A 14,439-nucleotide genomic window follows, 5' to 3' on the forward strand; every position below is an offset into this window, starting at 1 on the left:
TCTCACCGTCCGCGCAGCGGGGCTGACCCCCGGGCCGCGACACCGGCTGCCCCCCCACGACCGCTCACCGGCGTCGCAGGACCACCGACTCCCAGCCCGGCAGGGCCCCGTCGTCGAGCACCCCGGCGGCGGCCTCGTCCGAGGTCGCGAGCACGACCTCGGCCTCGCGCCACCCCTCGAGCAGCGCGGCCGGGACGTCCAGCGGCGCCCGGGTGAAGGAGGCCAGGGTGAGCATCCGGACCCCGTCGAGCTCGCGCTCGAAGGCCCACAGGTCGGGGTGGTCCATCGCCAGCGGACGCACCGTGCCGCGCGCGACGACCTCCTCCTCGTGGCGCAGCCCGACGAGCGCGCGGTGGTGCTCCAGCACCGACCCCGGCCGACCCGTCTGCGTGGCCGCGTTGATCTGCGTGTGGTTGGGGTTGATCCCGATCCACGGCTCACCGCTGGTGAAGCCCGCGCCCGGTCCGTCGGTCCACTGGACCGGGGTGCGGGCGTTGTCCCGGCCGACCGCACGCAGCCCCTCCAGCAGGTCGGCGAACCCGACCCCGGAACCCTCCTGCTCGGCGACGTGGTTGAGGGCCTCGATGTCACGCAGCTCGGTCAGCTCGGCGAAGGGGAGGTTCGTCATCCCGAGCTCCTCCCCCTGGTAGATGAAGGGCGTGCCCCGCAGCGTGTGCAGCACGGTCGCCAGCGTCTTGGCCGAGCGCTCGCGCCACGCCGGGTCGTCGTCGCCGAACCGGCTGACCGCCCGCGGCTGGTCGTGGTTGTCCCAGTAGAGCGAGTTCCACCCGGTGTCCGCGAGCGCGGTCTGCCAGCCCATGAGGCTCTCCCGCAGCATGGGCATGGTGACCGGCACCCGGTCGAACTTGCCGCCCGGGCCGATCCCGAGGTCGACGTGCTCGAACTGGAAGACCATGTCGACCTCGCCCCGCGAGGCGTCGGTGTAGAGGCGCGCCTCCTCGACGGTGACGCCGGGCATCTCCCCCACGGTGAGGAAGGCCCGGGGGTGGTCGGCGAAGACCTCCTGCCGCATCTGCGCGAGGAACTCGTGCATGCGCGGACCGTCCGCGACCAGCGCGAAGGCGTTGCCGTCCGGCAGGTCCAGCGGCTTGGAGACGAGGTTGATGACGTCCATCCGGAAGCCGTCGACGCCCCGCTCGAGCCACCAGCGCATCATCGCGTAGACAGCCTCCCTGACCTGCGGGTTCTCCCAGTTGAGGTCGGGCTGCTTGCGGCTGAAGAGGTGCAGGTAGTACTCGCCGCTCGCCGCGTCCCACTCCCACGCGGGGCCGGAGAAGAAGGACCGCCAGTCGTTGGGCTCGGCGCCCGGCTCGCCCCCGGTGCGGCCGGCCCGCGGCGGCCGCCACCAGTACCAGTCACGGCGGCTGGACCGGGGCGAGGACCGGCTCTCCTCGAACCACGGGTGCTCGTCGCTGGTGTGGTTGACCACGAGGTCCATGACGAGGCGGATGCCGCGCGCGTGCAGCTGCTCGACGAGCTCGTCCAGGTCCTCGAGGGTGCCGAAGGTGGGGTCGAGGTCCTGGTAGTCGCTGATGTCGTAGCCGTTGTCGTCCTGCGGGCTGCGGTAGACCGGGCTGAGCCAGACCACGTCGACCCCGAGGTGCTCCAGGTGGTCGAGCCGGCGCAGGATGCCGCGCAGGTCCCCGATGCCGTCACCGTCGCTGTCGACGAAGCTGCGGGGGTAGATCTGGTAGACGACGGCGGAGGCCCACCAGTCGCGCGGGAGGGGTTCGTCGAGCGGGAACGGCATACCTCCCACTCTAGGGGTGAGCCGCCTCAGTCCCGGTCGAGCTGCGCGAGGACCATCCGGGCGATCCGCTCGGGCGGGTTGGCGACGTCGTAGACCGCGCCCCGCTCGTCCTCCTCCAGGGGTTCCAGGGTGTCCAGCTGCGACTCGAGCAGGGACGGCGGCATGAAGTGGTCGCGCGAGCTCATCCGGTCCAGCAGCAGCCCCTTGTCGCCGGCGAGGTGGACGAACCACGTGCCGTCGCCGCCCCGGGCCAGGACCTCACGGTAGGAGCGCCGCAGGGCCGAGCAGGTGAGCAGCGTGGGGGTGCCGGCGGCGTCGCGCTCGGCCGTCCACGCCGCGAGCGCCTCGAGCCAGGGCCACCGGTCCGCGTCCATGAGGGGCCGGCCGCTGGCCATCTTGTCGACGTTGGCCTGCGGGTGGAAGTCGTCGCCCTCGGCGAACTCCCAGCCCAGCCGGTCGTGCAGGGCCTGCCCGATCGTCGACTTGCCGGTGCCCGAGACCCCCATGATGACGAGGTGGAGGGGCTCCCCCGCGGGGTCGGGGGTGGGGCTCACGGGACGACCACCCAGAGCCCGGCGGCGAGGACGAAGATGGCCAGCCCCAGCGTGGTCTCCATGACCGTCCAGGTGCGCAGCGTCGTCTTGACGTCCATCCCGAAGAACCGGCTGACCAGCCAGAAGCCGGAGTCGTTGACGTGCGAGAGCACGGTGGCGCCGGCGGCGATCGCCAGCACGAGGCAGGCGATCTTGAGGTCGGACAGGCCCTCGGCCGTGACGGCGGCGGAGATGAGCCCGGCGGTCGTGGTCAGCGCCACCGTCGCCGAGCCCTGGGCCACGCGGAGCAGGGTGGCGATGAGGAAGGCCGAGACGATGAGCGGCAGGCCGAGGTCGGCCATGCTCTCCGACAGCGCCCCGCCGATGCCGGAGTAGCGCAGCACCCCGCCGAACATCCCACCCGCGCCGGTGATGAGGATGATCGCGCAGATGGGGCCGAGCGCGTCGTTGAGCAGGGTCTCGACGGTGGCCAGCGACCGTCCCCGGGTGCCGAGGACGTAGGTCGTGACGAGCAGCGTGATGAGCAGCGCCACGGGCGTCTGCCCGATGAAGACGAGGGCGTCGAGGGCGACGTTGTCCCCCAGCACCTCGGCCGCGCGCAGCGTCGCGATGCCGGTGTTGAGCGCGATGAGGACGAAGGGCAGGAGCAGCAGGGCGAGCACCAGCCCGAACGAGGGCGGGGTGACCTCCTCCTCGCCGCGGGCGATCCGCTCGGCCCGCGCGTCGTCGTCGCCGTCGTCGAGGTCCGAGGGCTCGCCCGAGACCGTGCCGCGGAGCATGGAGTCGTTGATCGGGACCATGATCTTGCCGGCGTAGGCCGTGGTGACGAGGTAGACGCCGACGTACCACGCGACGAAGGCGACCGGGATGCCGATGAGCATGCTCAGCCCGATCGAGCCGCCGAGCTCGGTCGCGGCGGTCACCGGTCCGGGGTGCGGCGGCACGATCGCGTGCATCGCGGCGAACGCCCCCGCGGCGGGGAGGGCGTACAGCAGCACCGAGCCGCCGAAGCGGCGGGCGACCGAGAAGATGATGGGCAGGAAGACGACGAGCCCGGCGTCGAAGAAGATCGGTATGCCGAAGAGCAGGGCCGCGACGCCCAGGGCGAACGGCGCCCGCTTCTCGCCGAACCCACCGATCAGGGTGTCGGCCAGCACCTGTGCGCCGCCGGTCACCTCGAGCAGCCGGCCGATCATGGCGCCGAGCCCGACGAGCAGCGCCACGGCTCCCAGGGTGCTGCCGAAGAAGCTGGTCGCGACCCCGGCCAGCTCGCGGAACGGGATGCCCGCGGCGAGGCCGGTGAGGAAGCTGACGGTGATGAGCGCCACGAAGGCGTGCATCCGCAGCTTGATGATGAGGAAGAGCAGGACCGCGACGGCAGCGGCCGCGATGGTGAGCAGCGTGCCTGCTCCGTAGACGGGATCCATCGGTTCCATGGGCGGTCTCCCCCGGGTCGACATCGGTGGCGTCCGGCCACCGTAGCCCCGTCCCGCTCGTGGGGCCCGCAGGAACGCCGGGCGGGTCGGCAGGGGTGGCCGGCTCAGGCCAGGTCGACCCACCTCTCGGTCCCCGTGCCGGGCAGCGGCTCGGCCGCGCCGCCGGTGAGCTCGGCGAGCAGCTCCGGCAGGGCGTCGGCCTGGTGGACCGGCACCTGCAACCGCAGGGTCACCTGCTGCCCGTAGACGGTGTCGGCGATGGCCACCCCGCGCGCCCGGAGATCGTGCTCGAGGCGCCCGGCGACCTCGTGACCCACCCGCACGTCGACCTCGCGCACCAACGAGCGGGTCAGCAGCCGGGCCTCGTCGAGGGCGGCGCGGACGGCGCCGGAGTAGGCGCGGACCAGGCCGCCCGTCCCCAGCTTCGTGCCGCCGAACCAGCGCGCGACGACGGCGACCACGTCTATGACCCCCGCGTGCGTGAGCACCTCGAGCATCGGCATACCGGCCGTCCCGGCGGGCTCACCGTCGTCGTTGCTGCGCACCGTCGCCGCGTCCGGCCCCAGGACGAAGGCCGAGCAGTGGTGCCCGGCGTCCCACAGCGTGCCGCGGGCCTCCTCGACCACACCGCGTGCGGCGTCCTCGTCCTCGACCCGCCGCAGCCAGCACTCGAAGACCGAGCGCCGCTCCTCGGTGCGCACCACCACCGGTGCGCCGATCGTGCGGCAGGTCGTGGGTCCCATCCGGGCAGGGTATGCCCAGGTCCCGTGCCTAGACTCGCAGGCATGTCACGCCTTCGCCTGCTCCCGGCCCTGCTCACCTCGTGCGCCCTGGTCCTCGTGCCCGCGTCGGCGCAGGCGCACGACGAGCTCACCGGCAGCGACCCCCAGGACGGCGCCACCGTGGAGGCGGACGAGCTGGACGAGCTGACGCTCAGCTTCAGCGGTGAGATCGCCCAGGTCGGGGCGGCCGTCACGGTCACCGGTCCGGACGGCGGGTCGGTGCTCGACGGGGAGCCGGAGGCCGACGGCACCGAGGTCACCCAGGACCTCGTCGACGACCTGGGGGACGGCGACTACGCGGTGGCGTGGCGGGTGACCAGCGAGGACGGGCACCCCATCTCGGGCGAGTTCGGCTTCACGGTGACCGGCGGCACCGAGGAGGAGCAGGACACGGCCCCCGCCCCCACCGACGAGACCGAGGACGCGACCGGGACCGTCGAGCCGGAGCCGACCGCCACCGAGACCGAGGCCGAGGCCGAGGCGACGACGCCGGAGGAGACGGCGGACGCCACCTCCGAGGACGGCCAGACCTCGGACGCCGCGACCGCGGACACCTCGTCCGGCCTGCCCGTCTGGGCGTGGGTGATCCTCGCCGCTGGCGGGGTGGGAGTGCTCGCCCTCATGGCCGCGACGTGGCAGCGCCAGCGCCGCTGAGGGCCTGAGCCGATGCGGGAGCCGTGCCCGCACTGATGTACCGTAGGGCCCACGGAATACACATCCCCGGGCCGGCTCCGCGACCTGAGCGATCAGCCAGCGATGCCGCCCCGGCAGACTCGACACAAGGGGGTCACGCCATGGGGCGCGGCCGGGCCAAGGCAAAGCAGATCAAGGTGGCACGGAAGCTGAAGTACTCGGCTCCGGACACCGACCTTTCGGCACTCGAGCGGGAGCTGCACTCCACGCGCGGCGAGTTCGACTACTCCCCGCCGTCGGACGAGCAGGTCGACGACGAGCCCGAGGACGATGACGACCCCTACGCCTCCTACGCGGAGGACGACGAGGACGAGGACGGCGAGTACGGATCCTGGGCGGCCGGCGGCGAGCGATGACCACCAGCCCCGCACCGGGATCCGTCACTGACGACGGACCCCGGAGCCGGGTCGGCGCGTGAGCACCCGGAGTCGGCACGAGGCCCGGTGGACGGACGAACGGTCGACCGCGAGCGGGCGTCTCCCGCGCAACCAGTGGTGGGTCCTGCCGCTGCTGCTCGTGGCCCTGGCGCTCGTCCTCTTCGTGGCGTGGCGCGTCTACAACGGGGTCGGCACCGTGACCTACGAGGTCCGGCAGTGCCAGCAACCGCTCACCGAGGACTCCTCGTGGGGCGAGGTGCAGTCGGCGGGGTGCGACCCCGCTGACGTCGGCGAGATGCCTGACTCGATGCTGCTCATGCGGGGTGAGGAGCCGGTCGAGCCGGACCGCACCGAGGGCGCGGTGCTGGCCTGGGACGGCTGGGCGGTCAACTCCCCCGAGCACAGCGTGCAGCTGCGGCTGGAGGACCCGGCCGAGACCATCGTCGTCGCGGAGCCGACGAACCAGCGGATCCGCACGGGCCTGAGCGGCGACACCGCGGACGTGCGGTGGGGCGGGTTCATCGGCGGCCGCGGGCCGACCGAGTACTGGGTGCTCATCACCCCCTCCTCCCCCTGACCCCCCTGACCCCCCCGCACAGGACGCGCGCTCCGGCCACACAGGACGCGCGGCGGGACCACTCCGGACGCGTGCTGGGCGCACACCGGACGCGTGGCGGGACCACTCCGGACGCGTGGCGGGACCGCACCGGACGGACGCTGCACCCATACCAGAGCGTGCGTCGTCAGCGGCGGTAGTCCCCCACCACCCGCACCGCTCCCCCGTCGACGCCCTTGGCCCCCTGCACCACGTCCGGACCTGACGCACCCTCCCCCGCCTGCTCGACGGTGCCCACCGGCCAGGTGGGTATGCCGTGACCCTCGAGCAGCGCGACCGCCCGGTCGGCCTCGTCGGGGGCGACGACGGCGACGAAGCCCACCCCCATGTTGAGGGTCTGCTCGAGGTCGGCCTGCGGCACCTGGCCCAGCTCCTGGACCAGCGCGAAGATGGCCGGCAACTCCCAGGCCCGCTCCACCGTCGCCAGCATCCCTGGCGGCAGCACCCGGGCGAGGTTGGCGGCCAGCCCGCCGCCCGTGACGTGCGAGAGGACACGCAGGCCTGGCCCCAGGGCGCGGACCACCTCGAGCAGCGGACGGGTGTAGATGCGGGTGGGCTCCAGGCACTCCTCCCCCAGGGTGCGGCCGAGCTCGGGAACCTCCCGCTCCCAGCCCCAGCCGGCCGCCTCGACGACGCGGCGCACGAGCGAGTAGCCGTTGCTGTGCAGCCCGGAGCTGGCCAGCGCCAGCACGACGTCGCCGTCGGCCACGCGTTGCGGGGCGAGCACGGCGTCGTGCTCGACGACCCCGGTCGCGGCGCCGGCCACGTCGTACTCCTCGGGGTCCAGCAGGCCCGGGTGCTCGGCGGTCTCCCCGCCGACCAGGGCGACGCCGGCCAGCTCGCAACCGCGCGCGATGCCGGAGACGATCGCCGCGATGCGCTCGGGGACCACTCGGCCGCAGGCGATGTAGTCGGTCATGAAGAGCGGCTCGGCGCCGCTGACGACGATGTCGTCGACGACCATGCCGACGAGGTCCTGGCCGATGGTGTCGTGGACGTCCATCGCCTGCGCGATCGCGACCTTGGTGCCGACGCCGTCGGTGGACGTCGCGAGCACCGGCCGCCGCATCCCCAGCAGCGCGGACGCGTCGAACATCCCGGCGAAGCCGCCCAGCCCACCCAGGACCTCCGGCCGCTGCGCGCGACGGACCGACGCCTTCATCAGCTCGACGGCGCGGTCGCCGGCGTGCACGTCGACGCCCGCGCTGGCATAGGTGATCGGCTGGTCGCTCATCGCAGGTTCCCTCGGGCGTGTCGGCGGGTGGGCACCCCCAGGGTATGCCGCCCCGCGCCCGTCCCCGTGCCGGGCCTCGTCGCGGCTGCGGGGCCGGGCGACCGGTCAGCCGTGCGCGTGCCGGAACCCGGCGCGCTCGGCCACCTCTTCGTCGACGAAGCACTCGTGCGGGTCGGCGTCGTAGCCTTCCTCGCCAGGGAGGACGTAGGTCATGGTGTCGTGCCAGGCCTTCACCGGGTGCCCCTCCGGGGCGCCACCGTTCGAGCGCGGGGCCGCCGAGCCCCACCCGTGCCCGCCGTCCCGGACCTCCTCGCCCGAGGCGTCCTCACCCGACGAGCCCTCGCCCGACGCGTCCTCACCCGAGGAGCCCTCCGAGGCGTCCTCGCCTGCTCCGCCCTCTGCCGTGCTCCCCGACCCGGTGGCCGCGAGCATGCTCCGGTCGGTCTCGAGCTCCTGGGGGCCGTCCTCGTCCGCGGTCCAGTCACCGGGCTGACGGAACTCCTCACCGGCGTCCACGTCGTGCTCGGCCGGGTCGTGCTCGCGCGCGAACTCCTCCTGCCGGCGCCGGGTCTCCTCCTCGGACTCCTCCCGGGCGTCACCCGGGGTGTCGTCCTCGTCGGCGGGGTCCTCCGGGCTGCTCGTCGCGTCGTCGGCCGGCTCCTGCGACGAGGCGTCGCTGTCGTCCGTCGTCGTGGCCTCGTCGTCCGTCGGCGCCTCGTCGCTCGTCGTCGGCTCGTCCTCGGCTCCGAGGTCCCGGGGCTGCTGCTCATCCGTCACGTCGCTGGTCTCGGCCCCGGTGTCCTGCGACTGCTGCCCGTCCTGCTCACTCATCGATCTCTCCACTCCGCTCAGGAACCTCGATGGGTCGGACGTTAGACCCGCCCCACCCCCGGCGCAGCGTGAAGCGATCCCGAGCACGCGCCCGGTGCGGGGTCGGTCAGGGGCGGCGGACGGCGTCGGAGCCGCCGGCGCCGGCGGTGACGCTCACGTTGTCCATGTCACGGGTGCCGCTGCGGGCGCGGTCCACCTCGAGGGTGCCGACGTCGGTGGGGTCGACCCCCTGGGCGTCCACCGGGAACTGCAGCTCCAGGACGTCCTTGCCGAGCTGGTCCTCGCGGGGCAGCTCGATGGGGTAGTCGCCGGTGAAGCACGCGGTGCACAACGAGGAGCGGGGCTGCTCGGTGGCGGCCACCATGCCCTCGGTCGAGATGTAGCCCAGCGAGTCGGCGCCCAGCGAGGCGCAGATGTCCGTGGGCTCCAGGCCGGTCGCGATGAGCTCGGCCCGGGTGGCGAAGTCGATGCCGTAGAAGCACGGCCAGCGGACCGGCGGCGAGGAGATGCGCACGTGCACCTCCGCGGCCCCCGCCTCGCGCAGCATCCGCACCAGCGCCCGCTGCGTGTTGCCGCGCACGATGGAGTCGTCGACCACGACGAGGCGCTTGCCCTTGATGACGTCCCGCAGCGGGTTGAGCTTGAGCCGGATCCCCAGCTGCCGGATCGTCTGGCTCGGCGCGATGAAGGTGCGCCCGACGTAGGCGTTCTTGACCAGCCCCTGGCCGTAGGGGATGCCGGACTGCTCGGCATACCCGATCGCCGCGGGTGTGCCCGACTCCGGGGTCGGCATCACCATGTCCGCCTCGACCGGGTGCTCGCGGGCCAGTTGCCGCCCCATCTCGACCCGGGAGTCGTAGACCTCGCGGCCGGCGATGGTGGTGTCGGGCCGGGCCAGGTAGACCCACTCGAAGACGCAGCGGCGCGGCTCGGCCGGCGCGAACCGCCGCGAGCGCAGGCCGTTGTGGTCGATCGCGAGGAGCTCGCCCGGCTCGACCTCGCGCACGACCGAGGCGCCGACGATGTCCAGGGCCGCGGTCTCGGAGGCCACGACCCAGCCGCGCTCCAGCCGGCCCAGCACCAGCGGCCGCACCGCCTGGGGGTCGCGCGCGGCGTAGAGCGTGCCCTCGTCGCAGAAGACCAGCGAGAAGGCGCCGCGCAGCTGCGGCAGCACCCGCATCGCCGCCTCCTCCAGCGACAGGTCCGGGTCGGCGGTGAGCATGCCGGTGACGATCGCGGTGTCCGTGGTGTTGCCGCGGCCCACCTCGCCGGTCGACCGCGCCAGGTCCCCGCCCAGCATGTCGCGCAGCGTGTCCCGCAGCTCTGAGGTGTTGATGAGGTTGCCGTTGTGCGCCAGCGCCACCGTGCCCTCCGCGGTGCCGCCGAGCGTGGGCTGGGCGTTCTGCCACGAGTTGCGACCGGTCGTGGAGTAGCGGCAGTGGCCGACCGCGAGGTGGCCCTGCAGCGAGGCGAGGGCGGACTCGTCGAAGACCTGGCTGACCAGGCCGACGTCCTTGTAGACCACGAGCCGCTGACCGTCGCTGGTCGCGATGCCGGCGGCCTCCTGCCCCCGGTGCTGCAGCGCGTAGAGGCCGTAGTAGGTGAGCTTGGCGACCTCCTCGCCGGGCGCCCACACCCCGAAGACGCCGCAGGCGTCCTGGGGGAGACGCTCCTCGGGGAGGAGGTCGTGCGAGAGCCGTCCGTCAGCGCGAGCCACAGGCCCATGGTCCCACAGCACGCGGGCCCGGCGCACCGCCCGCCGTACCGGGAGGAGGGCTCAGGAACCGAGCCGCGGCCGGTCGGCGACGAGGTAGGCCAGCGCCCCGACCGCGAGGCCCGCGCCCCCGCCGATGACGACGAAGATGAGGTACTCCTCCAGGCCGTTGACGTAGGGCACGTCCCGCCCGAAGGCCGCCACCAGGACCGCGATCACCGCGCCGACGACCGCGCCGGTCATGAGGAACCGTGCCAGGTCGGGGTGTCGCTGTTCCATCGGGCGGGTCAGTCGCGCCCGGCGCGACGGTCGACGACGAGGTAGACGACGGCGGCGGCCAGGCCGGCGAAGGCGGCGCCCGTGGCCGCCAGCAGGACGACCTCCTGGCCGGCGCTGCTGCCGGGTGCGTCCGGCCCCAGGAGGGAGACGACGGCCCCCGCGACGAGACCGACGAGAGCACCGACGACCAGGAACCTGCTCAGCCGGGGGCGGCGGTGCACCCTCAGGCGGGCCGGTTCATGGGTCTCGTCGGTCGGTGGCACCCCACCAGTATCCGTCAGGAGGTGGACCGGCGCAGCAGCCGGGGGCCGCTGCGCCGGTCCCCCGTCACGGGGACGAGGCCGCCCGGATCACTCCTGCCCGATGTTGCGGTCGGTCAGGACGCCGGTCGGCCGCGCGGCCGGGTCGGCCAGGCCGTCGACGAGCCCCTGGAGCTGGGTCTGCACCGTGTCGTGCACGGCCAGCTCGCCGCCGACGATGGTCACGAGCGGGAAGGAGAAGCCGGTGACCAGGCGCTCGACCTCGCCCAGCACCCCGGCCGGCACCGCCTCCGGGCGGGTCAGCGCCACCCCGGCGCCGGTCCGCGCCGCCACCGGGACGGCGGTGAGGCTGTCCGGGAAGTCCTGGCCGGTCGCCACCATCACCTTGCCCTCGGCGGGGAACTGCCCCAGCACGACCTCGGCCGTGTCGTAGCGGTCGGGACCGCTGTAGCGGGTCCACGGCATACCGAGCGAGACGTCGTCCAGCACCTCGTCGGACAGGACCGTCGGGCCGCCCGCGGCGTAGACGTCGTCGAAGCTCAGCGCGGCCACCGCGCTTGCGGTCTCCGCCGGCACCTCGGTGTGCCTGACGAGGACGAGCGGAGCCTGGTGCCGGGCCGCGAGGGCGCTCAGCACCAGCGCGTCGGGGAAGTCCTGCCCGGACGCGACGAACAGCTCGGCCGAGCTGTCCTGCACCACGCGCTGGGCGATCGCCCCGGACGTGCCGTAGCGGTCGTCACCGGCGACCCGCTCCACGACGGCACCCGGCAGCAGCGCCTGCACGTCCCCGATGACCTGCTCGTGGACCGCGGTGGGCCCGCCGACGACGACCACGTCGTCGGGCATGAGGCGGGTGAGCTCGGCCGCCGTGGCCGCGGACAGACCGGTCGGGGTGGTGAGCAGCAGCGGCGCACCCAGCTGTGCCGCCCACGGCGCCGCCGCGAGGGCGTCGGGGTAGGTCCGGGAGGTCGCGATGACCACCGTGTCGGCCATGACGAACTTCTGCTCCGAGAGCATCGCCGCGGTCTCGATCCGGGTCGGCCCGCCGATCCGCTCGACGTCGAAGGTGCACGGGCCGTCGACGTCGTCGGGGAAGAACGGGTCGACGGTCTCGAGGGTGCCGACCGGGTCACCGTCGGCGTCCACGTCGCGGATGATGATGCCGACACCGGGCGCCCCGGTGCCGTACAGCCCGACGAAGGACAGGAACGCGTTGATGTCGCGGGTCGTGCCGACCTGCACCTCGAGGATGCGGCTGTCCTTCAGGGTGCCGTCGTCCCAGACCTCGAACCGGACCCGGTCGAAGCCGCCGACGTCGTCGGTGGTGCCGGTGATGGCCGCCTGGATGGCGTACTCGTTGCGGCTGCAGTCGTCGTTGACGAACTGCACCCCGCTGATCTCGTGGTCCCCGAGCGTGGCGGCCGCGGCGGGCACGGCTCCGGCGAGGACCGTGGCGCCCAGCGCGAGCGCCGCCCCTGCGGCGACCCCTGCCCTGCGCAGCGGTGTGGTGGTGGTCATGCGGATCTCCTTCACGGGCCGGCCGCGACGCGGCCGGTGACGCCAGGAGGCCCCTCGCCTCCGCCGGGGCGTCGGGCCTACAGAGCCCGTCCCCACCCGCCCGGATACATCGGGTCGCGCCCGACCCCGGGCGTCAGGTCCTGCCCCTCAGGCCCGGGCACCCGCCAGCGCCTCCAGGACGGCGACGTCCGCCTGGTAGGGCGGCTCGGAGCGCGGCCAGTGCACGACGACATCGGTGAAGCCGAGCTCCTGGGCCCGGCCGATCCGGTCCTGGGCCTCGTCGAGGCTGGAGAGCGCCGGCGCCCCGGCGTCCAGCGAGAGGTAGCGGTCCAGCGGCCGGTCGCGCCGGCCCTGCGCCTCCAGCTCGTCCACCCGGGCGGCGAGCTCGCGCACCCCGCTCCACCAGGCGTCTCGACCGTCCTCGTCGGCCCGGACGTCGGGGGGCCCGGTGGTGAGCCAGCCGGCGCCGTGCGCGACGGCCTGCCGCATGGCCCGGGGGCCGTTGGCGGCGACCACGAAGGGGACCCGGGGCTGCTGCACGCAGCGGGGCCGGGCGCCCGCCCCGGCCACCGTGAAGAACTCGCCCTCCACCTCGACGTCGTCCTCGGTCAGCAGCCGGTCCAGCAGCGGCACGAACTCCTCGAACCGCCGGGTGCGCTCGCCCCGGCTGTGGCGGTCCCCGAGCAGCCGGCTGTCCAGGTCGCCGCCGGCCCCCAGCCCGAGGAGCACCCGCCCGTCGCTGAGGTCGTCCAGGGTGGTCACGTCCTTGGCCAGCAGCGCCGGGTGGCGGAAGTTCGGGGAGGCGACGAAGGTGCCGAGCCGCACCCGCCGGGTGACCACGGCGGCGGCGGCGAGGGTGGCGACCGTCGAGTGCCACGGCGCGCGCGGCAGCCCGCCCCACACCAGGTGGTCGTAGGTCCAGGCGTGCTCGAACCCCCACTCCTCGACCTGCCGCCACAGCGGCTCGGCCTCGCGCCACGGGTGCTCGGGCAGGATGCAGACACCGATCCTCATGGGCAGGACGCTAGCGCGCACGGGCCCACCTCAGCCGACGGGATCCGGCTCCGGGGTCAGCTCGTGCGCGTCCACGAGCGCCTGGGGGACACCGACGGCGACCAGCGCGGTGGCGACGAGCATGACCACCGGGACGCCGAGCAGCACCACCGGTATGCCGAAGAGCGCCGCGACCTGTCCGCCCACGAGGGCGCCCACCGGCATCGCCCCGAAGACGAGCACCCGTGAGGCGCCGCCGACGCGGCCGAGCTCGTGCCCCTCCACCAGGCGGGGGCGCAGGGAGCCGGAGACGACGTTGCCGATGACCCCGAGCGGCCCGGCCGCGAGCAGGAAGAGGCCCAGGCCCCAGACCGAGGGCCACAGGAGGAGGGCGAGGTTGAAGACGGCGTTGAGCCCCCAGCACGCGACGAGGACGGTCATCTCGGAGAAGCGCTCGATGACCCGGCTCGCCACCATGCTGCCGAGGAGCGCGCCGACCGGGAGCGCCACCATGGCGAGGGAGAACAGCTGCGGTGAGAGGCCACCCACCGACTCCGGGCCCACGAGCCACAGGATGAGGACCGCGCTGAGGGCGGTCGAGGCGAAGTTCCACAAGCCGGAGGCGATGGCCAGTGGACGCAGCACCGGGTGGCTCCACAGGGTCCGCATACCGGAGGTGAGCTCGGCCCACCGCGAGCCCACGCTCTCGACCGGCGGGACCACCGGGGCGTACCTCCCCCGCAGCCCCAGGGCGAGCACCAGGACGGCACCCACCACGACCAGCGCGGAGGAGCCCACGAGCCACGCCGCGCCCAGTGCGACCAGGAACCCGGCGAGCGGCGGGCCGACGAAGCCGTTGCACACCTGCTCCACCGCGAGGAGGCGGGAGCTCGCGCGGCGCAGCGGGCCGGCCGCCCGCCCGACCAGGGCCGGCACCTGCGCGGCCGCCGCGAGGTCGGCGAACACCTCGGTGACGCCGTAGCCCAGCGCCAACCCCACCAGGACCCAGATGGTCAGCCGGTCGGACAGCGCGAGCACCCCGGCCGCGCCGAGCAGCGCGGCCCGGACGCCGAGGGCGACCACCATCGTGCGGCGCCGGTCCCACCGGTCGACCAGCACGCCGGCGGGGATGCCGCAGACCAGCCACGGCAGCCAGACCGCGGCCGTGAGCACCCCCATGAGCAGGGGTGACCGGGTCAGCGTCACGGCCAGCAGCGGGACCCCGATCTGGACGACCCCGTCCGCGAGGTTGGCGAGACCGACGGCGCCCAGGTGGGCACCGAACGGCCGGCCGAGCGGTGGTGTGGTGGTGGATGCCGTCATGGCGGTCCCCTATCCTGAGTGCAGAAGATGTTGTGCAAAGTAACCTCTGCAAAGGTAT

15 protein-coding genes are annotated in these 14,439 nt (G+C 73.8%); 3 read left to right on the top strand and 12 right to left on the bottom strand.

What is annotated here, in order from left to right; genetic code table 11:
• Window positions 1–64 precede the first annotated feature (64 nt).
• The 4 genes from EUS26_RS01255 to EUS26_RS01270 all read right to left on the bottom strand — a co-directional run bounded on the left by EUS26_RS01255 (window position 65) and on the right by EUS26_RS01270 (window position 4,504).
• Complete coding sequence (locus tag EUS26_RS01255) at window positions 65–1,771, bottom strand: alpha-glucosidase (protein WP_130011351.1); 1,707 nt, start codon at window positions 1,769–1,771, stop codon at window positions 65–67.
• Between the two features lie 26 nt (window positions 1,772–1,797).
• Window positions 1,798–2,325, bottom strand: coding sequence for a gluconokinase (locus EUS26_RS01260; RefSeq protein ID WP_130011352.1), 528 nt, complete (start codon window positions 2,323–2,325; stop codon window positions 1,798–1,800).
• A complete protein-coding gene (locus EUS26_RS01265) occupies window positions 2,322–3,761 on the bottom strand; it encodes a GntP family permease (RefSeq protein WP_130011353.1) in 1,440 nt (479 codons plus the stop codon). The genes EUS26_RS01260 and EUS26_RS01265 overlap by 4 nt, the downstream gene beginning before the upstream one ends.
• Before the next feature lie 104 nt (window positions 3,762–3,865).
• A complete protein-coding gene (locus EUS26_RS01270; RefSeq protein WP_130011354.1) occupies window positions 3,866–4,504 on the bottom strand; it encodes an IMPACT family protein in 639 nt (212 codons plus the stop codon).
• A 42-nt stretch (window positions 4,505–4,546) separates the two neighbouring features.
• Between EUS26_RS01270 and EUS26_RS01275 the strand changes: the two genes are divergently transcribed.
• The 3 genes from EUS26_RS01275 to EUS26_RS01285 all read left to right on the top strand — a co-directional run bounded on the left by EUS26_RS01275 (window position 4,547) and on the right by EUS26_RS01285 (window position 6,190).
• Entirely contained in the window at window positions 4,547–5,197 is a 651-nt protein-coding gene (locus EUS26_RS01275; RefSeq protein WP_130011355.1) for a copper resistance CopC family protein, read from the top strand.
• A gap of 140 nt (window positions 5,198–5,337) precedes the next feature.
• Window positions 5,338–5,592, top strand: coding sequence for a DUF3073 domain-containing protein (locus tag EUS26_RS01280; protein ID WP_130011356.1), 255 nt, complete (start codon window positions 5,338–5,340; stop codon window positions 5,590–5,592).
• Between the two features lie 58 nt (window positions 5,593–5,650).
• The gene (locus tag EUS26_RS01285) at window positions 5,651–6,190 is read left to right on the top strand and encodes a hypothetical protein (protein ID WP_130011357.1); all 540 of its coding nucleotides are present in this window, start codon (window positions 5,651–5,653) and stop codon (window positions 6,188–6,190) included.
• 166 nt (window positions 6,191–6,356) lie between these two features.
• Here the strand turns inward: EUS26_RS01285 and purM are convergent, their stop codons facing one another.
• The 8 genes from purM to EUS26_RS01325 all read right to left on the bottom strand — a co-directional run bounded on the left by purM (window position 6,357) and on the right by EUS26_RS01325 (window position 14,381).
• Window positions 6,357–7,463, bottom strand: coding sequence for a phosphoribosylformylglycinamidine cyclo-ligase (purM, locus tag EUS26_RS01290; RefSeq protein ID WP_130011358.1), 1,107 nt, complete (start codon window positions 7,461–7,463; stop codon window positions 6,357–6,359).
• A 105-nt stretch (window positions 7,464–7,568) separates the two neighbouring features.
• The gene (locus EUS26_RS01295; protein WP_130011359.1) at window positions 7,569–8,294 is read right to left on the bottom strand and encodes a sunset domain-containing protein; all 726 of its coding nucleotides are present in this window, start codon (window positions 8,292–8,294) and stop codon (window positions 7,569–7,571) included.
• A gap of 106 nt (window positions 8,295–8,400) precedes the next feature.
• Window positions 8,401–10,011, bottom strand: coding sequence for an amidophosphoribosyltransferase (purF, locus tag EUS26_RS01300; RefSeq protein ID WP_130011360.1), 1,611 nt, complete (start codon window positions 10,009–10,011; stop codon window positions 8,401–8,403).
• A gap of 60 nt (window positions 10,012–10,071) precedes the next feature.
• Window positions 10,072–10,287 carry a hypothetical protein gene (locus tag EUS26_RS01305; protein WP_130011361.1) on the bottom strand — a complete coding sequence of 72 codons (216 nt, stop codon included), beginning with the start codon at window positions 10,285–10,287 and terminating at the stop codon, window positions 10,072–10,074.
• Window positions 10,288–10,295: 8 nt separating this feature from the next.
• On the bottom strand, window positions 10,296–10,550 hold the full coding sequence (locus EUS26_RS01310) for a hypothetical protein (RefSeq protein WP_130011362.1): 255 nt from the start codon (window positions 10,548–10,550) through the stop codon (window positions 10,296–10,298).
• An 87-nt stretch (window positions 10,551–10,637) separates the two neighbouring features.
• Window positions 10,638–12,065, bottom strand: a complete 1,428-nt coding sequence (locus EUS26_RS01315) for a cell wall-binding repeat-containing protein (protein ID WP_130011363.1) — start codon at window positions 12,063–12,065, stop codon at window positions 10,638–10,640.
• 147 nt (window positions 12,066–12,212) lie between these two features.
• Window positions 12,213–13,079 carry an LLM class flavin-dependent oxidoreductase gene (locus tag EUS26_RS01320; RefSeq protein ID WP_130011364.1) on the bottom strand — a complete coding sequence of 289 codons (867 nt, stop codon included), beginning with the start codon at window positions 13,077–13,079 and terminating at the stop codon, window positions 12,213–12,215.
• A gap of 30 nt (window positions 13,080–13,109) precedes the next feature.
• A complete protein-coding gene (locus tag EUS26_RS01325; protein ID WP_130011365.1) occupies window positions 13,110–14,381 on the bottom strand; it encodes an MFS transporter in 1,272 nt (423 codons plus the stop codon).
• Window positions 14,382–14,439: the final 58 nt, after the last annotated feature.

The organism is Serinicoccus sediminis (genome assembly GCF_004153545.1).
Lineage (GTDB): Bacteria > Actinomycetota > Actinomycetes > Actinomycetales > Dermatophilaceae > Ornithinicoccus > Ornithinicoccus sediminis_A.